Genomic DNA, 23,158 nt, shown 5'->3' with positions numbered 1-23,158 from the left:
GCCGGGAACCGAATCACGTCGTGACGGCATCCGGCCATGTCCGTTGCCGCTGCGGACAAGCCACCACCGTTCAGCAAGACAATCCATTTGCCAACTAAGGTGTTCGTCAACGGCCTTGTTCCGAGTCGTGCACATGCCGGCCAGGTGTTGGGAAGCGAAGCGGGTGAGCAAACACCACCCGTGCGAGAAACAGATCGGCACACTCCATCTTGTCGCGCCAGGCGCACGGCCCTCTCGCGCTACGTGCACAGGCAAGCGGATCGCGAGAGGCTCCTCAATGGCTAACGGATGGATGGATATGGCATCGAACTTGAGTGTGGGAACGAACGTGGTCACTGGTCAGGAATCCTACTTTGGTGAAGTGAAGCTGACACCCGAGCAGATCAGGCTCGTCAATGCGAGCCCCCAGTTTCGATCTCAATTATTCGATTATGGCAGTGACGTGAGTTCGGGCAATATGGATCCGATGAGCAGGGGCAAAGACATCGCCACGTATTTCGACGGCAGGCACATCGTAGTCGGTCAATATCAACACTCGACGATGTCTGACGCTTCCGTGCTGGGTCATTTGTCGCATGAAATTGGCCACTACGAGAATCGCGCGAACGATAAAGCGTTCAAGTCGCAGTATGCCGTCAATCCGCGCGATCCCCAGGCCTATAACGTGGCGGCGCTAACCGGTGCTCATCAAGAAGGGGAGGCGGTCGCGAATAACTTTCAGATTCAACAGGAAATCCAGAAAAGCACGGCCACTGAGAACGCGCCCGGAACCCAGATCGAAGTTAGCGGACTCCCGGGCCTCCAGGAAAAACTCGATGCCCTGCACGCAGTCGATGTGGGCGCAGGCAAGTCGAGCGCGGAGGATCGCAATAATCTTATCGTTGCCGGGATGAACGCCTATGTTAATGCAAATCCTTCCACCGCGACCGGTAAGTCCTACTACCAATACTACGGGGAGGGCAGTCGCGCGCCGGCACCTGAAACCGGCAGTATCAAGCAGGTCGAGTTCACCGGCGATGAGCAGGGTGACATTAATTCGATGATTGAGCATTGGGCGTCCGGCGATGTCGGCACGCAGACGTTCTCAAGAGGCAAAATCCAGACTGCAGAGCTCTCGGATGCTCACGGCGAATTAACCTCGACAGCGGCCTATAGTTACGCAAAGGACGGTGCCTATTCGGTCGACGTCAGGAACGGCGCCGGGCGTGAAACTGAGCGTGCCGAGTTCAATGCGGACAGGTCAGGAACAGTGCGCGATTATGCGAGCGATAACTCGTCTCAAGCCACTTCGTTCGATGTGAAAAGCCGCAACACCCAGATTGCCCAATTCGACAGCCAAGGAGAGAAAATCGAAGCGAATTACATCGTTCCAGAAACGGGAAAATTCGCCGTTCAGGATCGCAAGTCAACGGACGGCGGGCGTACGGTGTCCAACTATGATGCAGAAGGACGTGTTCGGGCGCAGTTCCAGTACGATCGCGATGGACAGCCCGTATTGTCGCGTGACCTTGACGAGAATGGTAAGGATACGTTCCTGGTGGAGTACCACAAAGACGGTAGCCGGACAGTCGCGACTGTCAATGCCGACGGTTCCGAGACTGCCCATATAGTTGACAGGAACGGCATGCGTGGCAAGGACGTCACGTTGCAGCCGCCAAAGGAAGCAGGCGCGGCTAAAGCCTGACGGTTTTTCTGACCCGCTTGCGGGGCAGCCGAGTCGCAGCCCCGCACGCAGGGCAATCAAACCGTTCGCCCGGGTAATAGGAAGATCTTGCCGTCCGCGCCGCGAAATGGTCATGTGCCTTGAGCACCGCCAGGGGCAGCTGGGCGCGGACGCGTGCGCCGAAGTCTTCCGCTCCGCCCGTGCTGCCCTCACTCCTCACCAATCGCCCACTCCACCGCCGCCTGCGCATGCAACGCGGTCGTATCGAACACGGGCAACACCGAGTCTTCCGGCTTGATCAGCAACGTAATTTCCGTGCAGCCGAGAATCACCGCCTGCGCGCCACGCGCGGCCAGCGCCTCGATCACACGCCGATACACCGCGCGTGAAGCGTCATTCACCTTACCGTGGCACAGCTCGTCGTAGATGATGCGGTGCACCTCGGCACGTTCGGCTTCATCCGGAACCAGTGTCGTCAGGCCATAGCGCTCGCGCAGGCGCCCTGTGTAGAAAGTCTGCTCCATCGTATAGCGCGTGCCGAGCAAACCCACTCGCTCGACGCCGGCCGCGCGCAACGCGTTGCCGGTCGGGTCGGCGATATGCAGGAACGGCACGTCGATCGCCGCTTCGATCGATTCATACACGCGATGCATCGTATTGGTTGCGAGCAGCACCAGATCGGCGCCGCCGCGTTCGAGTTGGCGCGCGGCATCGGCCAACTGTCGGCCAAGCGTGTCCCAGTCGCCCGTGCGCTGGAGCGCTTCGACCGGCGCGAAGTCGACGGTGAGCATCAGGCTGCGGGCGTTGTGGTGGCCGCCCAGGCGCGCTTTGGCGTGGCGGTTCAGGAGCCTGTAATACTCGGTGGACGATTCCCAACTCATCCCGCCGATCACCCCAATTGTTTTCATGTGCCTGCTCCCTGAGTGAATGACGGCGCGGCATCGACCGTCTGTCCGGCGAGTATAGGCGGGCGGCGGGACGCGCAGCCGGTACGCATCGCGCGCCGCTCGCCGGTACGGCCAGATGAAAAAACGCGGAAAAAACGCCGGATAAACGTCGCCACACGCTTTCTGACGCCGATAAAATCGTGATCAATCAGGAAGGGCCAAAGGGAGCGATACATGGATCTGATCATCCGCCGCGCGACGTTGCCACCGGGCGCCGCGCCGCAGCACAAGGAGCCGGTCGACATCGGCATCGAAGCGGGCCGCATCGTCGCCGTCGAACCGAATCTGGCCGCGAGCGCGCGCGAAGAAATCGATGCCGCCGGTTCACTTGTCACGCCGCCGTTCGTCGATCCACATTTCCATATGGACGCGACGCTCTCGTACGGATTGCCACGCGTGAACGCATCGGGCACGCTGCTGGAGGGCATCGCGCTATGGGGCGAACTGAAGCCGGACCTCACGCAGGAGGCGCTGATCGAGCGCGCGTTGCAGTATTGCGACTGGGCCGTCGCGCGCGGGCTGCTGGCCATCCGCAGCCACGTGGATGTGTGTGATCCGCGCCTGCTCGCGGTCGAAGCCCTGGTCGAAGTGAAGCGCCGCGTCGCGCCGTATCTCGACCTGCAACTGGTGGCCTTTCCACAAGACGGCGTGTTGCGCAGCGCGGGCGCTTTCGAGAATCTCAAACGGTCGATCGCGATGGGCGTGGATGTGGTCGGCGGCATTCCGCATTTCGAGCGCACCATGGCCGACGGCGCGCAGTCCGTGCGTCTCTTGTGCGAGTACGCGGCGGAGCAGGGCTTGCGCGTGGACATGCATTGCGATGAATCGGACGACCCCATGTCGCGTCACATCGAGACGCTCGCGGCCGAAACGCATCGGCTCGGCTTGCAGGGGCGCGTGACCGGCTCGCATCTGACCTCGATGCATTCCATGGACAACTACTATGTCAGCAAACTCCTGCCGCTAATGCGCGAGGCGGGCGTCGCGGCGATTGCGAATCCGCTGATCAACATCACGCTGCAAGGCCGCAGCGACACCTATCCGAAACGTCGCGGTATGACACGCGTGCCGGAAATGATGGCAGCGGGCATCAACGTCGCGTTCGGCCACGATTGCGTGATGGACCCGTGGTACAGCCTCGGCTCGGGCGACATGCTGGAAGTCGCGCACATGGGTTTGCATGTGGCGCAGATGACGGGTGTCGAAGGCATGCGCGCCTGCTTCGACGCGGTGACGGTGAACGCCGCGCGCATTCTCGGCCTCGAAGGCTACGGCATCGCGCCGGGCTGCGCGGCCAATCTCGTGTTGCTCGACGCGCGCGATCCGGTGGAAGCAATCCGCTTGCGCGCGGCGCGTCTTGCTGTGGTGAGTCGCGGCAAGGTGGTGAGCCGCGCGCCGGCTGCGCGTGCCGCGTTGTCGCTCGAAGGGCGGCCATCGGAAGTGGATTTCAAACTGCATCGCGCCTAGTTGCGCGTTCAGCGCTGACAAAGAAAAAGCCGGTGCTTGCGTTAAGCAAGTCACCGGCTTTCATCGGGCGACGCAAGCGCCGACGCTCGCATTAACCCCTCAATGCGCCGCGCCCGGCGTCATGCCGTTGTGACGCAGCAGTGCGTCGATATTCGGCTCGCGGCCGCGGAATGCCTTGAACGATTCCATCGCCGGACGGCTGCCGCCCACTTCCAGAATCTCCTTGCGATAACGCATGCCGGTCGCCTGATCGAGCACGCTGCCGCTCGCCGCTTGCGCCGCTTCTTCAAATGCCGCGTAGGCGTCGGCAGAGAGCACTTCAGCCCATTTGTAGCTGTAGTAGCCCGCCGCATAGCCGCCCGCGAAAATATGGCTGAACGTATTCGGCCAGCGCGAGAACGGTGCTTGCGGCACGACGTGGAAGCGCTCGTTGATTTCGCTCGCGAGTTCGGTGGCGTTCTTGGTGCCGGAGGCGTCGAAGCCGGTATGCAGTTGCATGTCGAACATCGAGAAGACGATCTGGCGCAGCGTGCCCAGACCGCTCTGGAAGTTCTTCGCGGCGAGCATCTTGTCGAACAGTTCGCGCGGCAACGGCTTGGCGGTTTCGACGTGCGAAGTCATGTCGCTCAGCACGTCCCACTCCCAGCAGAAATTCTCCATGAATTGCGACGGCAGTTCGACCGCGTCCCACTCCACGCCGTTGATGCCCGACACGCCCAGCTCATCCACACGCGTGAGCATGTGATGCAAGCCGTGACCGAACTCGTGGAACAGCGTGATCACTTCGTCGTGCGTGAAGCAGGCGGGCTTGCCACCGACCGGCGCCGAGAAGTTGCAGGTCAGATATGCGACCGGTGTTTGCACGCTGCCATGCGTGTGCTTGTGACGGCCGCGCGCGTCGTCCATCCAGGCGCCGCCGCGTTTGCCTTCGCGCGCATACAGATCGAGGTAGAACTGCGCGACGAGGCCGCCGTCCTGATTCTCGACGCGGAAAAAGCGCACGTCCGGGTGCCACACGGCCGCTTCGTCGCGGCGGATGCGCACGCCGAACAGCGTTTCCGTGACCTTGAAAAGACCCTTGAAAACGGCGTCTTCCGGAAAGTACTGTTTGACCTCGTTCTCGGAGAACGAATAGCGCTTCTGACGCAGACGCTCCGCGGCAAACGTCATGTCCCACGGTTGCAGTTCGCTCATGCCGAGTTCGTTCGCGGCGAATTCGCGCAGCTCCTTCCAGTCCTGCTCCGCATGCGGGCGCGCACGCGTGGCGAGGTCTTCGAGGAAGCTCATGACCTGGGCGGGCGACTCGGCCATTTTCGGCGCGAGCGAGACTTCGGCGAAGTTGTTGAAGCCGAGCATGTGCGCTTCTTCGGCGCGCAGCTTCAACTGCTCGGCGAGCACCGCGGTGTTGTCCCACTCGGGCTTGCCGTTGCCGTATTGCGGGCCAAGCTCGGAAGCGCGCGTCACGTACGCGCGATACATCGCCTCGCGCATGGGGCGATTTTCCGAGTACTGCATCACCGGGAAATACGACGGGAAATGCAGCGTGAATTTGTAGCCGGTTTTGCCTTCGCGCTCGGCCGCTTCCCTGGCGGCTTCGACCACGTCTTCGGGCAGGCCGGCCAGTTGCGCTTCATTGCCGGCTTCGACGATATACGCATACGCATTGGTCGCGTCGAGCACGTGATCCGAAAACGCTTTCGAGAGCGCCGCCTGACGTTCCTGCAATTCGGCGAAATGCGGCTTCTGGTCTTCCGGCAATTCCGCGCCGGACAGGCGGAAATCGCGCAGCGCATTGCCGAGGATCTTCTTGCGTTCGCCGGTCAGCGAGGCGAAATCGCTACTGGCATGCAGCGCCTTGTACTTCTCGTACAGCGCGAGATTCTGTCCAACGCTCGACCAGAATTCGGTGACACGCGGCAGATTCTCGCCATACACGGCGCGCAACTCGGGCGTATCGGCGACGGCGTTCAGATGGCCGACCACGCTCCAGGCGCGCGACAGCGGTTCGGTCGCGCGCTCGACCGGTTCGACCACGTCGGCCCACGAGGCGGGCGTGATCGGCTGGGCGGCGCGCTCGACGGCGGCGGCAGCGTCGGCGAGCAGCACATCGAGGGCGGGCGTGACGTGTTCGGGACGGATTTGGCCAAAGCGCGGCAGGTCGGAGAAATCGAGGAGCGGATTGTCGTGATTCGAGGCGGTAGTGGACATGAGGCTTCCTGTCTGACGCGGGTGAACGGGTAATCGGTGCATGGACGGGTGTCCCTTTGGGCAACGCCCTTCGGGGCGCGCGCGACGACGCCCTGTCGCAGCCGATACAGACATTATTGGGGCAGGGCGCGCCGATTCCAATCCGTCGGTAGTCAAATTATCAGATGTCGCCGCGCCGTGTGGGTTGCAGCGCAAGCGGGACAAGCGGCACAAGCGCGGCGCGGGGGAAAAGCGCCGCTGTGCTTTGTGCGAAAACGAACGGTTCCAATTGCTGCTATGCGGCAAGGTGGGGTGTCGCTACCGGTCAGCGGCGTTTTTCGTAAAAGAGGTATGGATGAACCCGCTTTCGGATGCGTTATCGCGCAAGGGCAACAACTTTGATCTCGTGCGGCTGCTGGCCGCTATCGCCGTCGTCTACGGTCATTCCTATCTGCTCCAGGCGCCCGACGGCACCACGGATTGGGTCCAGAACGCGCTCGGTTTCGACGGTTTTGGCGCGCTCGGCGTCTACGCCTTTTTCCTCTTGAGCGGCATGCTGGTCACCGCCAGCTTCGACCGGCAGCGCTCGGTGCCGCGCTTCGCCGTCTTGCGCATCGCGCGCCTGTGGCCGGCGGTCGCGGCCGGTTCGCTGGTGACGGTGTTCATCGTCGGCCCGCTGTTTACGACGCTGCCGCTGCGCGAGTATTTCGCCTCCGGCATGACGTGGGCCAACCTCGACAATTTCTCGACCATCGTGCTGAAAACCGGCTGGGCGCTGCCTGGCGTGTTCGAGCACAACCGCTTTCCCGTCGACGTCTGCGCGCCGCTCTGGACGCTGCCGCTCGAAGTAAGGTGCTATCTGATCGTGCTCGTGACTGGCATGGTCGGACTGCTGTCCAGTTCGCGCGGCGTGGCGCTCGCTGCCGCGCTGGGTTGCGCCGCGTTCGTACTGCGCGTGAATCTGTCGCATTGGCAGGTCGGCTTGCGCGATTTCAGCGAAACGCCCGGCGGATATTCATTCTGGCCGGAGCCGTTTTTCATGCTGGGCATGCTGCTGTACGGCTGGCGTGAACGCATCGACATCAACGGTCTGACGGCGCTGGCGCTCACGATGGTGTTTCTGGTGTTCCGCGACACGGCCGGCGCGCAGCCGCTGTTTTATCTGGCCTTCGTGTATGGCGTGCTGTGGGTCGGAACGGCGCCGTTGTTGCGACGCCTCGTGCCGCGTCACGATTACTCGTACGGCATCTATCTGTACGGCTTCATGGTGCAGCAATGCGTTGCGAATCTCGCGCCGCAGTTGAGCCATGTGGCGGCGCTCCTGATCGCCGCGCCGTTCATCCTGCTGTGCGCGGCGCTGTCGTGGCACTTCGTGGAACGGCCCGTGCTGAAGTGGTGCCGCGGGCGTCTGGCGCGCCGCTCGACGCCGCTAGCGACGGGTATGCCGGCAAGCGATCAAGCCGTGCGCTGAAAGATGCGGCGCGTGTGGGGCGGGTATGTGGCGCGAAGGTGGCGCGGTGTGGCGCCGGTCATGGTCGATGCCTGGCGCGAGGCCAGGGCCTGCAAGGTTTCGATGCCGGCGGAGCGGCTCTGCGCTCTGCCGGCTTTCCGCCCGACGTCCACCGCCTGAGGTTCTCCGCCGGAGGTTCACCGCCCGACGTTCTCCGCCTGACGTTCTCCGCTTTACGCGCTCGCTGCCGCTTCGCGCTCGGCGGCTTCGATCGTGTTGACGAGCAGCATGGTGATGGTCATCGGGCCGACGCCGCCCGGCACCGGCGTGATATAGCCGGCCACTTCCTTGACACCCGCGAAGTCGACGTCACCGCACAGTTTGCCGGCTTCGTCGCGGTTCATGCCCACGTCGATCACCGCCGCGCCGGGCTTCACCATGTCGGCCGTGAGAATGTTGCGCAAACCTGTGGCGGCGACCACCACGTCGGCGTTGCGCGTGTGGGCGGCCAGGTCGCGCGTCTTGCTGTGGCAGATCGTCACGGTCGCGCCGGCTTCGAGCAGCAGCAGCGCCATTGGCTTGCCGACGATGTTCGAGCGGCCGATCACCACCGCGTTCGCGCCCTGCAGCGGAATCTCGTAGGCCGCGAGCATTTTCATGACGCCGTACGGCGTGCACGGGCGAAACAGCGGCTGACCGGTCATCAACGCGCCGGCGTTGGCGACGTGAAAGCCGTCCACGTCCTTTTCCGGCGCGATCGCCTCGATCACCTTATGGCTGTCGATGTGCGGCGGCAGCGGCAGCTGCACCAGAATGCCGTGGATGCGCGGGTCGTGATTCAGTTCGTCGATGCGCGCGAGCAGTTCGGCTTCCGGCAGGTCGGCCGGATAACGGTCGAACGACGAGCCGAGGCCATTGTCGTGGCACGCCTTGACCTTGTTGCGCACGTACACTTCGCTAGCCGGATTGTCGCCGACCAGCACCACGGCGAGGCCTGGCTGATGGCCGCGGGCGGTGAGGGCGGCGGCGCGTGCGGCGACGTCGGCGCGCAGGGTCTTGGAAAGGGCGAGGCCGTCGATCAGTTTGGCAGTCATGGTCGGGTCGAGATGGGCAGTTTGGAAAGCGGGGCAGGGCGCAGACGCTCGAGCGGGCCACGCGCGATGGCGCTTTTCAGCGGGAATGGGTCGGCACGTGAAAAGCGCGCGGCGCGAATCGGGGTTAAGCGGCGCTGCAAAGTCCGACATTATACCGGCCCTGCCTCGTGCGCCGCGCACGGATGGCCGGTTGCATCCCGGCGTTGCGGCGGGTGAGACGCGTACGACGTCGCGCCGGCTCGCTATGGCAGGACCGCTTGCCAACCCGAGTCCGGATCGAACGTCTTGATCGCCGCCGCCGCACGCGTGGTTTGCGGCCCGAGGTTCTTCTGATACACCTGCCCCTCCTGGTTGACGATGAAACTCATCACGCCGGTCTTGCCGTATTCGGCCGGCGAGGCGATCAGCCCGAAGCCTTTGGACAGCACGCCGTGTTCGAAGTAGTTCTGCGCGCCACCCTTCGCGTGCGGCCCTTGCGCCGTGAGGATGCGGTAGTGATAACCGTGATAGGCCTCCTGAGGCAGCGTGCCGTTCGGCATGGTGGCGGCGAGCGGTCCAAACGGGCTTTCCGGTTCGCCTGGCGCCGTTGTCCAATACAGTCCGTCATGGTGTCCCGGCGTACTGACGAAGCGTTGTGCGTAGCGCTGGGTCAGATTGCGATAGTCGTATTGCGCATCCAGGTAGGCGAGCGAAGTCAGGATCGCGGCGCGCTCATTGCGGCCGATGCGGCGCGTCAGCATCTCGTCGCGTGCCGCCGGCAGGTCGAAGCGCCAACCGTTGCCTGCCTGCACGAGCGGAATCGGCAGGTTCCAGCCACTGTAGCCCACTGTCAGATGCGCGGTGACGCGCCCCCTGTCGATAGCCGGCTCCTCGATGATCTGATGGTTTTTCGACCATTCGCCGAGGAACTGGTAGATGTCGTCCTCGCCGATGCCTTCGGTGGGAATGACACGTTGAAAGTCGCTGCCGAGCACGTGCTTGAGCGCGTCCTCGTCGTTACGGGCGAGCGCTTCGACGAATGCGTTGGCGGCGTCGTTGGCGCTAGGGTAGATCGCCTGGGCATGGGCCGGGATCGTGCTGATCAGCAGCACCGGAGCAAGGAGCAGCGTGGCAGTGGTGCCGAGAGCGACCGCCACTGTCAGGACGTTGGCGCGCAGCGTGCGCGTTGAGAATAGACGCATCATCAGAGACTCCTTTTTTGTTCAACGGCCGCGGCCGAAGTGGTGCTCACCTGCGCCGCCGCCGCCCAATCCGCCGCTCCAATTGCCGATTCCGCTGCCATGCTGACCGCTGCCGTTTGCACCGAGACTTGCCGACGTGCGCTGCTGGCCGCTGCCGTTTGCACCGAGACTTGCCGACGCGCGCTGCTGGCCGCCGCCGTTTGCGCCGAGACCTGCCGACGCGTGCTGCTGGCCGCCGCCGTTTGCACCGGGCGCGGCGTGCGAGTGTTGCAGGCCGCCCGCGTTCGCACCGCGATCTCCTGCCGCGTACTGCTGGCCATTGCGGTTGGCGAGCGCGTCGCGGCTTGTCTGACCGCGCTGCGTGTCCCGCCGTGCGGCGTTGCCGTCGCCGGCGCCGCGCAGCGCATTGTCGCGATTGGCGTTCTGCGCGCGGTTTTGCAGTTCGGGGTTCGCCGTGCCGCCGTGGCGGATCCCTTGCAGGCGCTCGCTCGCGCTGCCGCCCAGATTCTGGCCGGTGCGGCTCTGCAAGGTCTGCTGTGCCTGAGCGCGGGCGTTGTCCCGGCCGCGATACGCCTCGCGCTGCGTGCCGCCGACGTTGTTGTTCAGGTTGCGTTCGAGATTCGCGTTGTTGACGTTGCGGTTGACGTTGCTATTGCGATTCCAGTTCGTCGTGCTGCCGTTCACGTTGAGCCGGTTGTTCACGTTGATCGTGTTGTACCGGTTCACGTTGATATTGACGTCATGCGAGTTCCAGTTGAAGCCGCCCCACAGTGCGTTCGCGACGGCGATACCCGTGCCGAATGCGAGGCCGGCCATGAAGCTGGTGGCGATGGTGTAGCCGGGCGGCGGCGGCACATAAACGGGCGGATACGCGGGATAGGGCCACACGCCGTAGACCACCGTGGGGTTGTAGGTCGGCACGTACACCACCTGCGGATTGGCCGGCACGATCTGAATCGTGCTCTGCTCGACCACGACTGTTTGCTGCGCACTCGTTTTCAGATTGCCGGCCGCTTGCGCTTGCCTGCGCAGACGCTGCACGGAGTCCATCACGTCGCCAGGCTGGGCAAGGAACGCGGTGCCGAGTTGCGCGACCCAATCGGATTTCGAGGCCATGGTGGCGAGCACCTGCGGAAAAGCGACGAGTGACTGCACGCTCGCGTCCCACGGCTCGGCTGCGACCGCTCTGACCGCGTCGTCGCCCTGCAGCCTGGCGTTCGCTTTGGACCATGCGGCCGCAGCCCGCACGTCTTGCGGAAAGGTCGAGGCCATCAGCACCTGGGCGAGCAGGGCGTCCGGATAAAGCGCCACGGGAGCGGCCAGCGAATCGAGCTGCTGGTTCGACATTCTGGTAGCGGCTTGCGCATGGACGGCGTCCGGCGTGGCGAGCCCGCTGAAGAGCGGCGCGCCCGCGAGAACCGCGCAGATGAACAACGCACGCGAGCGGTGTGCTCCGGATCGTTTCACGATGAATTCCTCCCGGTGGTGTTGATAAGACGCGACGTGGATTCGCAGTACTGACTGCGTCGGTTCGTCGCAATGGAATCTGCCATGGAGTGGCGGAGCGAGCAGGTGTCCGGTTTGCCGTCAAGTGGCTCGGCGCAAACACGTGCTGCTAGAGGGAAACGTTCGATCCTATCCGATTGTTTCGCACCACCAGGCGATACGGCGTGCGGCGTTTTGCAGCACGTCATTCCCGCGTTGATCGCGCTATCGACGACAACCGCTAAGGAGTTCTGCGTAAATTAAGGGGTGCGGATCAGTCCGTCAATCTTGTCTGAGGAAAGAAATTGTTGCGAAATCGGGTAAGCATTTGCTGAGTAATGCGTATTATTTTCCGGGAGATGCGTCGATTTAACGCAGTTCGCGTTGATGGCCGTGAGAAGTGTGCGAGGCGCTGAAGGGCGTTGAAGGGCGTTGAAGGGCGCTGAAGGGCGCTGAGGGAATAACAGGCGGGAGAGGGCGAGGCGGGCCGGACTCGTGGATAGTCCGGCCATTGATGCACGGCACTGTTCCGGTGGCGAGTCCCACGAGGGGACTTCCTTCGGGCGTGCCGGCAGGTGCGGCTTATTGCGCCGGTTGCGGCTTGTTCGACAGCGCGAGTCGCAGCAGGTCGGCGACCGTGTTGACGTTGAGCTTTTCCATGATGTTCGCGCGGTGCGCTTCGACCGTCTTGATGCTGATGCCAAGGTCGTCGGCGATCTGCTTGTTCAGGCGGCCCGCGATGATGCGTTCGAGCACCTGGTGCTCACGCGCGGTCAGCTTGCCCAGACGCTCGGCGGCGGCGCGCTGCTGCTGCACGCTGCTGCTTTCGCTACGCGCCTTGTCGAGCATGCGCTCGACCAGCTTGCGCAACTCGGCTTCGTCGAACGGCTTTTCGATGAAGTCCATCGCGCCTTTTTTCATCGTGGACACAGCCATCGGCACATCGCCGTGGCCCGTCACGAAGATGATCGGCAGCGACGCGTTGTCGGCGATCAGGCGTTCCTGCAACTCGAGCCCGCTCATGCCGGACATCCGCACGTCGAGGATCAGGCAGGCGATCTGGCCCGGATGCGTGTGCGGCTGCCATGCGTCGATGAACTGCTCGGCGCTGGAGAAGCATTGCACGCGGTAGCCGTTCGCCTCCAGCAGCCAGCGCAGCGAATCTCGCACGGCCTCGTCGTCGTCGACGACAAAGACAGTTTCCTGTGTGGTGACTGGGCTGTTCATAGCTCTCCCGTAACGGTTTGTGGTGTCGGCGCCTGTGACCCGCCGTTGCTCGGGCCGTCAGGCTCTCCAATAGGCAGACTGCAATGGAACGTGGCGCCCGTGATGTGGCCGTCAGATTCGACGTTGTTGACCACCCACAGACGGCCGCGGTGCGATTCGATAATCGAACGGCAAATATTCAGCCCCATGCCCATACCATCGGACTTGGTGCTGTAAAACGGTTCGAACAGCCGCTCGGCTGTTGCTTCGTCGACGCCTGGCCCCTGGTCGACGACGCTGATGCAGACAAACCCGCCTTCCAGTCGCACGACCACGCGGATCACCGGATCAACCGCGTTCGGACGGGCTTCGGCCATCGCTTCGGCGCCGTTCTTCAGCAGGTTGACCAGCACCTGCTCGATCAGCACCGGATCGACGTAGATCACCGGCAGGCGTGCGCGCAGATCCGTAACGATGCGAATGCGGCGCTTTCTCGCCTCGAGTTCGGCCAGACCCACCGCGTCCGCGACGATATCGGCCACGCGCGTGGCCTGACGCTTCGGCTCGCTGCGCTTCACGAACTCGCGAATGCGCTTGATGATCATGCCGGCACGCACCGCCTGCTGGGCCGTCTTTTCGAGCACGGGCAGCAGATTGTCAGGTGTCGTCCGACCGGATTTAACCAGTGCGACGGTTCCGGAGCAATAGTTATTGATCGCGGCGAGCGGCTGGTTCAACTCGTGGGCGAGCGAGGAGGCCATTTCACCCATCGTCATGAGACGGCTGGTGAACTGCAGCTTTTCGTCCTGCTGGCGCGACAATTCCTGCGCCTGCTTGCGCGTCGTGATGTCGGTTGCGATCTGCATCTGCGCGAGGTGGCCGTCCACCCACTGGATGTACTGGCGGCGCACTTCGAACCACTTCTGGATGCTTTGCACGTAGACTTCCTGCGCATCGGCGGTGCTTTCGGTCAACGCCGCGGCGGGCAGCCCGGCGTAGGTATCCACCATATCGATCGAATCGGACGACGCCTGTGCGCTATCGAACCCGCCGCCCGCCAATTCCAGATGTCCGTCCGGGCGAATCCCGAACAGGTGCCGGTAATAGCGGTTGGCGAACAGCAGTTCGGCTTCGTCGGCGGCCAGCACGGACACGGCCGCGTCGAGGCTTTCGAGCACGGTGGTGAAGCGCTCGTGCGCGGCGGCGAGTTCTTCGCGCGCGCGTTTCGGCTCGGTGATGTCGGTCATCGACGACATCCAGCCGGTCTGGCGGCCCGAACTGTCGATCAGCGGCGAGACGTACAGACGCGCATGGAACAGCGACCCGTCCTTGCGGCGCACCCGCAATTCGAAGCCCGACGAGGGCGCCTTGCCGCGCAGCGTCATGTCGAGCTGGCGCTGCATTTCCGGATAAGCGTCGCGCGGCCAGTAGGCGAACGGCGCGTTCTTGCCGACCAGATCGCTTTCGTCCCAGCCGGTCATGCGGCAAAACGCTGGATTGACGTGGGTGATGCGTCCGTGCATGTCGAGCACGCGCATGCCGATCAGCACCGAGTTTTCCATCGCGCGGCGGAAAAACGCCTCGGCATACAGCGCCTGCTGCGCCTCGAAGCGTTGGCGCGTGTGTTTCCACAAGCTCCACAGGCTCCACAACACGAAACAGGACAGACCCGCCACCAGCCACACCAGCGTGTTGTTGGTGAAGTTGGTCATCTGCGGGAACGCGTAGACGCGCACCGAGACGCCTTGGCCCGGCGGGTCGAGCGGCAGGTCGTAGAACATGTCGCGCGGCAGGCGCGGGCGGGTCGACGTGGTGGTCAACTCGCGGTTGTTCACGTCGATGATCGAGATTTTGTATTTCGCCGAGAGCTCGGGCGGAATGTCGTGCTTGAGGATCCCTTCCACCGAGAACACTGCGGCGATCGTGCCGAGGAAGTCGCGGTCGCGGAACACCGGCGTTTGCAGCGTGATGTAGCCGTTGCCGAGGTCGTCGTAGATGAGCGGCGAATAGACCTGGCGGCGCGTATTGCGCGCCTCGGTGAAGGCGGCTTTGACCGCTTCGTCCATCTGCGTGTCGTTCGGCCTCGCGAGCCGCTGGCCGAACACCGGCAGCGCGGTATTGGGCCAGCGCGGCTGCTGCTGGCTCGTGTACCAGTTCATGTAGAGGATCTCGGGATGCCCCTGCATGATGTCCGTGGTGGACACCTGGAACGAATGCGGATCGGCGTGGCCGGCGACCAGATCGCGCGCGAGCGCCTGGATCTGTTCCTGCGCGCCGGTCATGGAAAGGCGGATCTGCTGCTGCGCCCACGCGACATTACGGTAAAGCGTGTCTTCCTGCTGTTGCTGTTCGCGCCGGTTCAGGCTCCACAGAATCAGACTCATGACGACCAGAAACACCAGGATCGACAGGAGCGGCGTGAGCAAATAGGAATTGGACCACCACGGTCCGTGGTGCCAGCGGGAGGACGGCGTCGAATCCGCAGGCGAACCGGCGGTGCGCGCCGAGCGTGCGAAAAGCCGTTCGGTCAACATGCGAGGCATTGTAGCGCAGCGTGAAGCTAGTAAATGGCGCAAAAAAGCGCTGAAAGTGCCATTAATCGGCGCAAACTAGCCGACGTATCCGTCGATCGGCAGTCAAATCAGGTTGCGTCGCAACAATTTTCCGCATTATGAGAATCGATCTCGTAATTCGAAAATTTTGTTGCGCGGACGTCGGGACCCTTATTACAATCGGCCGAAGCTGCCGCGGCCGTGCTTCGTCCGCGTCGTCTGTTCAAAGAGCGTTCCTCTACATCCAGGAGACGAGCATGTCCGCTGTACCCGACGAAGTCATGAAATATGTCGCTGCTGAAAAAGACGACGATCCCCAGGAAACCGGCGAATGGCTTGAAGCGCTGGATGGCGTGATTTCTGCTGTGGGCCCCGATCGCGCTCACTACCTGATCGAGAAACAGATCGAGTTCGCCCGCGTGCATGGCGAACATCTGCCGTTCTCCGCCAACACGCCGTACATCAACACGATTCCCGTTTCGCGCCAGGCGAAGATCCCCGGCGATCAGGACATTGAACACCGTATCCGCTCGTACACCCGCTGGAACGCCATTGCCATGGTGCTGCGCGCCGGCAAGGAAACCAACGTGGGCGGCCATATCGCCTCGTTCGCTTCGGCCGCCACGCTGTACGACGTCGGCTACAACCACTTCTGGCATGCGCCGTCGGCTGAACATGGCGGCGATCTCGTGTTCGTGCAGGGCCATTCGTCGCCGGGTGTGTACTCGCGCGCGTTCCTGCTCGGCCGCCTGACCGAGAACCAGCTCGACAACTTCCGCCAGGAAGTGGGCGGCGAGGGCATCTCGTCGTACCCGCACCCGTGGCTGATGCCGGACTTCTGGCAATTCCCGACCGTCTCGATGGGCCTCGGCCCGATCATGGCGATCTATCAGGCGCGCTTCATGAAGTACATGCAGGCGCGCGGCATTGCGAAGACCGACGGCCGCAAGGTCTGGGCGTTCCTCGGCGACGGCGAAACGGACGAGCCGGAATCGCTCGGCGCGATCGGCATGGCCGGCCGCGAACGCCTCGACAACCTCGTGTTCGTGATCAACTGCAACCTGCAGCGTCTCGACGGTCCGGTGCGCGGCAACGGCAAGATCATCCAGGAACTGGAAAGCGAATTCCGCGGCGCCGGCTGGAACGTCATCAAGGTCATCTGGGGCAGCCGTTGGGACGCGCTGTTCCAACGCGACAAGTCGGGCGCGCTGATGCGCCGCATGATGGCTGTGGTCGACGGCGAATATCAGACGTACAAGTCGGAGTCGGGCGCGTATGTGCGCGAACACTTCTTCAACACGCCGGAACTCAAGGCGCTGGTCGCCGAATGGTCCGACGAGGAAATCTGGAACCTGAACCGCGGCGGCCACGATCCGCACAAGATCTACGCAGCGTTCCAGGAAGCGTCGAATTCGCAGGGCCAGCCGACCGTCATTCTCGCGAAGACGATCAAGGGCTACGGCATGGGCGAAGCCGGCCAGGCCATGAACATCACCCACCAGCAGAAAAAGCTGCACGTGGATCAGCTGAAGAAATTCCGCGACCAGTTCCGCCTGCCGATCTCCGACGAAGATCTCGTCAACGTGCCGTACCTCAAGTTCGAAGAAGGTTCGAAGGAACTGGAGTACATGCGTGCTCGCCGCCAGGACCTCGGCGGCTATCTGCCGGCGCGTCGCCAGAAGGCCGAGTCGCTGCCGGTGCCGGAGCTGTCGGTATTCGAGCCGCTGCTCAAGGGCACGGGCGAAGGCCGCGAGATCTCCACGACCATGGCGTTCGTGCGGATCCTGAACATTCTGCTGAAGGACAAGGCACTCGGTAAGCGCATCGTGCCGATCGTGCCGGACGAGTCGCGTACGTTCGGTATGGAAGGCCTCTTCCGTCAGATCGGCATCTGGAATCAGGACGGCCAGAAGTACGTGCCGGAAGATTCCGACCAGCTGATGTTCTACCGTGAGTCGGAAACCGGTCAGATCCTGCAGGAAGGTATCAACGAAGCCGGTGGTATGGCCGACTGGATCGCAGCCGCGACGTCGTACTCGACGCACGGCGAGATCATGATCCCGTTCTACATCTTCTACTCGATGTTCGGCTTCCAGCGCATCGGCGACCTGGCATGGGCAGCGGGCGACATGCGCTCGCGCGGCTTCCTGCTTGGCGGCACGGCTGGCCGCACGACGCTGAACGGCGAAGGTCTGCAGCACGAAGACGGCCACTCGCTGCTGTGGGCGGCTTCGGTGCCGAACTGCATCAGCTACGACCCGACGTTCGGTTACGAACTCGCGGTCATCATGCAGGACGGCCTGCGCCGCATGGTCGCGGATCAGGAAGACGTGTACTACTACATCACGGTGATGAACGAGAACTACGAGCACCCGGCTATTCCGCAGGGCGACGCTGTAGCGGCCGACATCATCAAGGGTATGTACGCGTTCCGTAAGGCCGAAGCGGACAAGAAGGCGCCGCGCGTGCAACTGATGGGCGCGGGCACGATCTTCAACGAAGTGATCGCCGCCGCCGACCTGCTGAAGAACGACTGGGGCGTCGCCGCCGATCTGTGGAGCGTGCCGAGCTTCACCGAACTCGCGCGCGAAGGCCATGAAGTGCAGCGCTGGAACCTGCTGCACCCGACCGAAGAGAAGAAGCTCTCGCACGTCGAGAAGCTGCTGAAGGATGCGCAAGGTCCGGTCATCGCTTCGACCGACTATGTGCGCGCGCTGACCGAGCAGATTCGCGCGTTCGTGCCGCAGAAGTTCGTCGTGCTGGGCACGGATGGCTACGGCCGTTCGGACACGCGCGAAAAGCTGCGCCACTTCTTCGAAGTCGACCGCTACTGGGTCACGGTTGCCGCGTTGAATGCACTGGCAGATGAAGGCACGATCGAACGCAAGGTCGTCGCCGAGGCGCTCAAGAAATACAACCTTGATCCCGCCAAACCCAACCCGATGACCGTCTAAGGCATCCTTCCCCGTGTGCCACGGCGTGCGCACCCGCCCCCTGATCGACAGGGGCCGGGCGCGTGCGCGGCCCAGGAGACACTAACAATGAGTCAAGCGATCGAAGTCAAGGTGCCGGACATCGGCGATTACAAAGACATCCCTGTGATCGAGGTGCTGGTGAAGGCGGGTGACACCGTCGAGAAAGAGCAATCGCTCGTTACGCTGGAATCCGACAAGGCGACCATGGACGTGCCGAGCTCGGCCGCCGGCGTCGTCAAGGAAGTGAAGGTCAAGGTCGGCGACAACGTCTCGGAAGGTTCGTTGATCGTCGTGCTGGAAGGCGCTGAAGGCGGCGCGGCTGCGCCTGCTCCGGCGCCTGCCGCTGCACCGGCTCCGGCTGCGGCGCCGGCACCAGCTGCCGCACCCGCGGCCGCCGCGGGCGGCGGTCTGCAGGAAGTCAAAGTACCGGATATCGGCGACTACAAAGATATTCCCGTGATCGAAGTCGCGGTGAAGGTCGGCGATCGCGTCGAGAAAGAGCAGTCGCTCGTGACGCTCGAATCCGACAAGGCGACCATGGACGTGCCGAGCTCGGCTGCCGGTATTGTCAAGGAACTGAAGGTCAAGGTCGGCGATACCGTTTCGGAAGGCTCGGTGATCGTGGTGGTGGAAGCGGAAGGCGGCGCGGCTGCGCCGGCTCCGGCTCCGAAGCAGGAAGCCGTCGAGAAGCCGTCCGATGCGCCGGCCACGCCGTCGCCGGCTCCGGCGGCGCCGTCGGCGCTCGCTCAGGCACCGGTCATTCCGGCCGGCGAAGGTGGCGCGCGTCACGCGAGCCATGCGTCGCCGTCGGTGCGCAAGTTCGCGCGCGAACTCGGCGTCGACGTGACACAGGTGCAGGGCACGGGTCCGAAGGGCCGCATCACGCAAGCCGACGTGACCGCCTTTATCAAGGGCGTCATGACCGGCCAGCGTGCGGCGCCGGCCGGTGCTGCTGCGCCGGCTGCGGCAGGTGGTGGCGAACTGAACCTGCTGCCGTGGCCGAAGGTCGACTTCACGAAATTCGGTCCGGTCGATCCGAAGCCGCTGTCGCGCATCAAGAAAATTTCGGGCGCGAATCTGCATCGCAACTGGGTCATGATTCCGCACGTCACGAACAACGACGAAGCGGACATCACCGATCTCGAAGCGCTGCGCGTGCAGTTGAACAAGGAGAACGAAAAGGCAGGCGTGAAGATCACCATGCTGGCTTTCGTGATCAAAGCTGTTGTTTCGGCCTTGAAGCAGTTCCCGACGTTCAATGCCAGCCTCGACGGCGACAACCTGGTGTTCAAGCAGTACTTCCATATCGGGTTTGCGGCTGACACGCCGAATGGTCTGGTCGTTCCTGTCATTCGCGATGCGGACAAGAAGGGCTTGATCGATATCGCCAAGGAAATGGCCGAGCTCTCGAAGGCCGCCCGCGACGGCAAGTTGAAGCCGGATCAGATGCAAGGCGGGTGCTTCTCGATTTCGTCTTTGGGTGGCATTGGCGGCACGAACTTCACGCCGATTATCAATGCGCCTGAAGTCGCCATTCTTGGTCTGTCGCGCGGTGCGATGAAGCCGGTTTGGGATGGTAAGCAGTTCGTGCCGCGTTTGATCCTGCCGCTTTCTTTGTCGTATGACCATCGGGTGATTGATGGTGCTGCGGCGGCCAGGTTCAATGCGTATCTTGGGGCGCTTCTTGCCGATTTCCGGCGTGTGATTCTTTGATGTGGTGATGGTTGTGCGGGGCGCGGGTTGTTTTTCTGTGATCCGCGTCTCTCTGTAGAACCTGCTTTTTTGTCGGTCTATTAGTGTCGCCCCTGTGCGGGGCGGCACCTACTTTTCTTTGTCCCACAGGGACTACCTTCGGGTCGTCTTCCAAAGAAAAGTAGGCAAAAGAAAGGCGCGTCCTTCGGCGGACTGCAAAGGATGATTCTGTTCGCCGCGCTGCCAGCTTGTAGGCTGCTTTTTTGAGGTTCTTCCTTCATCACGGTCAATAAGAGAAGGGGACACTAATGAGTCTCGTCGAAGTAAAAGTGCCGGATATCGGCGACTTCAAAGACGTCGATGTCATCGAAGTCAATATCAAACCGGGCGATGTCATCGAGAATGAACAGGCGCTGATGACGCTCGAGTCCGACAAGGCCTCCATCGAAGTGCCGAGCGATACCGCCGGCACGGTCAAGGAAGTCCGCGTCAAAGCCGGCGACAAAGTCTCGCAAGGTACGGTGATCGCGCTCGTCGAAACATCGGCGGACGCGGCGCCCGCGAAAGATGCACCGAAGGCTCCGGCCAAAGAACCCGAGAAAGCGCCCGCTCAAGCGGAAGCCAAACCGCAGGCGGCCCAGGCTGCGGCGGCTCCGGCCAAGGCGGCAGCACCCGCGCCGCAAGCCGGCAGCTATTCCGGCAGCGCGGATATCGAATGCGACATGCTCGTGCTCGGTTCGGGCCCCGGTGGTTATTCCGCCGCGTTCCGTTCCGCCGACCTCGGCATGAAGACCGTGCTCGTGGAGCGTTACTCGACGCTCGGCGGCGTGTGTCTGAACGTCGGCTGTATTCCGTCGAAGGCGCTGTTGCACACCGCGCTCGTGATCGACGAAGCCGAAGCGCTCGGCGCGCACGGCATCACGTTCGGCAAGCCGCAAATCGATCTCGACAAGCTGCGCGACTTCAAGTCTGGCGTCGTCAAGAAGCTGACCGGCGGTCTCGCCGGCATGGCGAAGATGCGCAAGGTCGAAGTCGTGACGGGTAACGGCTCGTTCGTCGATCCGTACCACATGGAAGTGCAGACCGAGGGCGGCAAGAAGGTCGTCAAGTTCAAGCAGGCGATCATCGCCGCGGGCTCGGAAGCGGTGAAGCTGCCGTTCATTCCGGAAGATCCGCGTGTGGTCGATTCGACCGGCGCGCTCGAACTGCGTCAGATTCCGCAGCGCATGCTGGTGATCGGCGGCGGCATCATCGGTCTGGAAATGGCCACGGTGTACGCCACGCTCGGCGCGAAGATCGATGTGGTCGAAATGCTCGACGGTCTGATGGCCGGCGCGGACCGCGATCTGGTCAAGGTCTGGGAGAAGTACAACAGCAAGCGTTTCGCCAACGTCATGCTGAAGACCAAGACTACCGGTGCGCAAGCCAAAGACGACGGCATCTACGTGTCGTTCGAAGGCGAAAAAGCCCCGGCCGAAGCGCAGCGTTACGACCTCGTGCTGGTCGCCGTCGGCCGTACGCCGAACGGCAAGAAGATCGGCGCGGACAAGGCCGGCGTCGCGGTGACGGAGCGTGGCTTCATCGACGTCGACAAGCAGATGCGCACCAATGTGCCGCACATCTTCGCGATCGGCGATATCGTCGGTCAGCCGATGCTCGCGCATAAGGCCGTGCACGAAGGCCACGTTGCCGCCGAAGCCGCGCATGGCGAGAAAGCGTACTTCGACGCGCTGCAGATTCCGTCGGTGGCCTACACCGACCCGGAAGTGGCATGGGCGGGCAAGACGGAAGACCAGTTGAAGGCAGCCGGCATCAAGTACGGCAAAGCGGTGTTCCCGTGGGCGGCTTCCGGCCGCGCGATCGCCAACGGCCGCGACGAAGGCTTCACGAAGCTGCTGTTCGACGAGGAAACGCATCGCGTGATCGGCGGCGGGATCGTCGGTCTGAATGCGGGCGACCTGATCAGCGAAGTGTGTCTCGCGGTCGAGATGGGTGCGGACGCAACGGATATCGGTAAGACGATTCACCCGCATCCGACGCTCGGCGAATCGATCGGTATGGCCGCCGAGTTGTATGAAGGCGTGTGTACCGACTTGCCACCGCAGAAAAAGAAGTAATGCGCTCTGGCCCGCCCGCATTCATGCGGGTGGTCCGGATAAAAAAACGGCGCGTCCCGCAAAGGACGCGCCGTTTTTCTTTCGGACAGCAGGGCAGAGCCATTACCGTGCAATGACGCACGGTATCAAATCCGCTCAACGTCACCGGCGCCGGAACAGACGCGGCGGGAAAAAAAATCCCGGCCTTGCGCCGGGCAAACGATACGCTGTTCAACGTATCGGAGCGTTCGGCCAATTAACACCGTGTGAGCGGCAACGGCACGACGCTGTTGCTTGCGGTAACGCCGGCACAGCGGTGAGCCGTGCCGGCGTTGAATGCTGCCTGCAGAGGTGATGCTTGAGACGGAAGCTTAGACGGCCTTCTTGGCCGAGCGCGACGCTTGTGCTGCAGCTTGCGAAGCTGCCTTCGATGCGGCCGTTGCGGCTGCATTGAAGTTGCTTTCAGCGATTTCGACCGCTTGCTTGGTTGCCTTGTGAACCGTTTCGTACGTGGTGTTGGCGGCGGTGATAGCCGACTTCATCACGGCGACAGCGGTTTCCGAACCAGCCGGGGCATTCTTTGCAACGTTTTCGACGAGCGATTGAACCTTGCGGTTTTGCTCTTCGAATTGCGCTTCAGCGACGCGGGCGAATTCGCCTTGCGTTGCCGAAACGATCTCATACACGTGACGGCCATACGACAGCGCCTTTTCGGCTACCGGCTGTGCAAGGCTTGCCTGCAGTGCCAGCAGTTCCTGCGCGTCTTTCACCGACAGCGCACGTTGAGCATTTTCCTGGCTTTCCGCGAGCGTCGATTTCACGACCTGCAGGTTCAGCTCAACCAGCTTTTCGACGCCTTCGAATGCTTTGGTCGTCAGGCCGAACAGCGTTTCAAAGTTGGCTTTCTGGGCTGCGGCGAATTGCTCAGGGGTCAGCAGAGTCATGGTTTACGCTCCTGGATCGCGGTCTGTCTGTGCGGACCGCATTGGTGGGTGGTGAGACACATTGGTGCGTCCCGCCGGACCGCGATGTATGGTGCATCGCAGCAATGGTTCCCATTTTAGGATGGCCACGACGAATGTCAAGTGTTTTTTGTGCGTCGCACCATATTAAGAAACCGCTGATAAAACAAGATGTTATGCGTTGGGCATGACGTTCGCGTG

14 protein-coding genes are annotated in these 23,158 nt (G+C 62.7%); 6 read left to right on the top strand and 8 right to left on the bottom strand.

The window, feature by feature from the left end:
• Nucleotides 1-298 precede the first annotated feature (298 nt).
• On the top strand, nucleotides 299-1,684 hold the full coding sequence (locus P0D68_RS27140; protein WP_408301714.1) for a hypothetical protein: 1,386 nt from the start codon (nucleotides 299-301) through the stop codon (nucleotides 1,682-1,684).
• A gap of 188 nt (nucleotides 1,685-1,872) precedes the next feature.
• Here P0D68_RS27140 and P0D68_RS27135 read toward each other — a convergent pair whose 3' ends face one another.
• A complete protein-coding gene (locus P0D68_RS27135; RefSeq protein WP_408301716.1) occupies nucleotides 1,873-2,571 on the bottom strand; it encodes an aspartate/glutamate racemase family protein in 699 nt (232 codons plus the stop codon).
• 213 nt (nucleotides 2,572-2,784) lie between these two features.
• On the opposite strand from P0D68_RS27135, the gene P0D68_RS27130 reads away from it, so the two are divergent.
• A complete protein-coding gene (locus P0D68_RS27130; RefSeq protein ID WP_408301718.1) occupies nucleotides 2,785-4,077 on the top strand; it encodes an amidohydrolase family protein in 1,293 nt (430 codons plus the stop codon).
• Nucleotides 4,078-4,176: 99 nt separating this feature from the next.
• Here P0D68_RS27130 and P0D68_RS27125 read toward each other — a convergent pair whose 3' ends face one another.
• Nucleotides 4,177-6,285 carry a M3 family metallopeptidase gene (locus tag P0D68_RS27125; RefSeq protein WP_408187439.1) on the bottom strand — a complete coding sequence of 703 codons (2,109 nt, stop codon included), beginning with the start codon at nucleotides 6,283-6,285 and terminating at the stop codon, nucleotides 4,177-4,179.
• A 334-nt stretch (nucleotides 6,286-6,619) separates the two neighbouring features.
• Here P0D68_RS27125 and P0D68_RS27120 point away from each other — a divergent pair, with 334 nt between their 5' ends.
• Nucleotides 6,620-7,735 carry an acyltransferase family protein gene (locus tag P0D68_RS27120; RefSeq protein ID WP_408301720.1) on the top strand — a complete coding sequence of 372 codons (1,116 nt, stop codon included), beginning with the start codon at nucleotides 6,620-6,622 and terminating at the stop codon, nucleotides 7,733-7,735.
• A gap of 212 nt (nucleotides 7,736-7,947) precedes the next feature.
• Here the strand turns inward: P0D68_RS27120 and folD are convergent, their stop codons facing one another.
• From folD to fixL, 5 genes are all read right to left on the bottom strand, one after another.
• Complete coding sequence (gene folD, locus P0D68_RS27115; protein WP_091792876.1) at nucleotides 7,948-8,808, bottom strand: bifunctional methylenetetrahydrofolate dehydrogenase/methenyltetrahydrofolate cyclohydrolase FolD; 861 nt, start codon at nucleotides 8,806-8,808, stop codon at nucleotides 7,948-7,950.
• A gap of 242 nt (nucleotides 8,809-9,050) precedes the next feature.
• Complete coding sequence (locus P0D68_RS27110; RefSeq protein WP_408301722.1) at nucleotides 9,051-9,992, bottom strand: DUF2950 domain-containing protein; 942 nt, start codon at nucleotides 9,990-9,992, stop codon at nucleotides 9,051-9,053.
• 18 nt (nucleotides 9,993-10,010) lie between these two features.
• On the bottom strand, nucleotides 10,011-11,456 hold the full coding sequence (locus tag P0D68_RS27105) for a DUF3300 domain-containing protein (RefSeq protein WP_408301724.1): 1,446 nt from the start codon (nucleotides 11,454-11,456) through the stop codon (nucleotides 10,011-10,013).
• A gap of 600 nt (nucleotides 11,457-12,056) precedes the next feature.
• Nucleotides 12,057-12,701: an oxygen response regulator transcription factor FixJ gene (gene fixJ, locus P0D68_RS27100; protein WP_007181270.1), complete on the bottom strand. Its 645-nt coding sequence runs from the start codon at nucleotides 12,699-12,701 to the stop codon at nucleotides 12,057-12,059.
• Nucleotides 12,698-15,214: an oxygen sensor histidine kinase FixL gene (gene fixL, locus P0D68_RS27095; protein WP_091792879.1), complete on the bottom strand. Its 2,517-nt coding sequence runs from the start codon at nucleotides 15,212-15,214 to the stop codon at nucleotides 12,698-12,700. The genes fixJ and fixL overlap by 4 nt, the downstream gene beginning before the upstream one ends.
• Before the next feature lie 275 nt (nucleotides 15,215-15,489).
• Between fixL and aceE the strand changes: the two genes are divergently transcribed.
• The 3 genes from aceE (at nucleotide 15,490) to lpdA (ending at nucleotide 22,016) form a co-directional block, all read left to right on the top strand.
• Nucleotides 15,490-18,186 (top strand): pyruvate dehydrogenase (acetyl-transferring), homodimeric type, encoded by a 2,697-nt coding sequence (aceE, locus tag P0D68_RS27090; RefSeq protein WP_091792880.1) that lies wholly within the window; start codon nucleotides 15,490-15,492, stop codon nucleotides 18,184-18,186.
• An 87-nt stretch (nucleotides 18,187-18,273) separates the two neighbouring features.
• Nucleotides 18,274-19,920, top strand: coding sequence for a dihydrolipoyllysine-residue acetyltransferase (gene aceF, locus P0D68_RS27085; RefSeq protein WP_408301727.1), 1,647 nt, complete (start codon nucleotides 18,274-18,276; stop codon nucleotides 19,918-19,920).
• A gap of 287 nt (nucleotides 19,921-20,207) precedes the next feature.
• Nucleotides 20,208-22,016: a dihydrolipoyl dehydrogenase gene (lpdA, locus tag P0D68_RS27080; protein WP_408301729.1), complete on the top strand. Its 1,809-nt coding sequence runs from the start codon at nucleotides 20,208-20,210 to the stop codon at nucleotides 22,014-22,016.
• A gap of 350 nt (nucleotides 22,017-22,366) precedes the next feature.
• Here lpdA and P0D68_RS27075 read toward each other — a convergent pair whose 3' ends face one another.
• Entirely contained in the window at nucleotides 22,367-22,939 is a 573-nt protein-coding gene (locus P0D68_RS27075; RefSeq protein ID WP_007181275.1) for a phasin family protein, read from the bottom strand.
• Nucleotides 22,940-23,158 lie beyond the last annotated feature (219 nt).

The organism is Paraburkholderia sp. RL17-380-BIE-A (assembly GCF_046028085.1).
In the GTDB taxonomy this organism is placed as follows: Bacteria; Pseudomonadota; Gammaproteobacteria; order Burkholderiales; family Burkholderiaceae; genus Paraburkholderia.
This window is presented reverse-complemented; position numbering and strand designations above follow the sequence as displayed.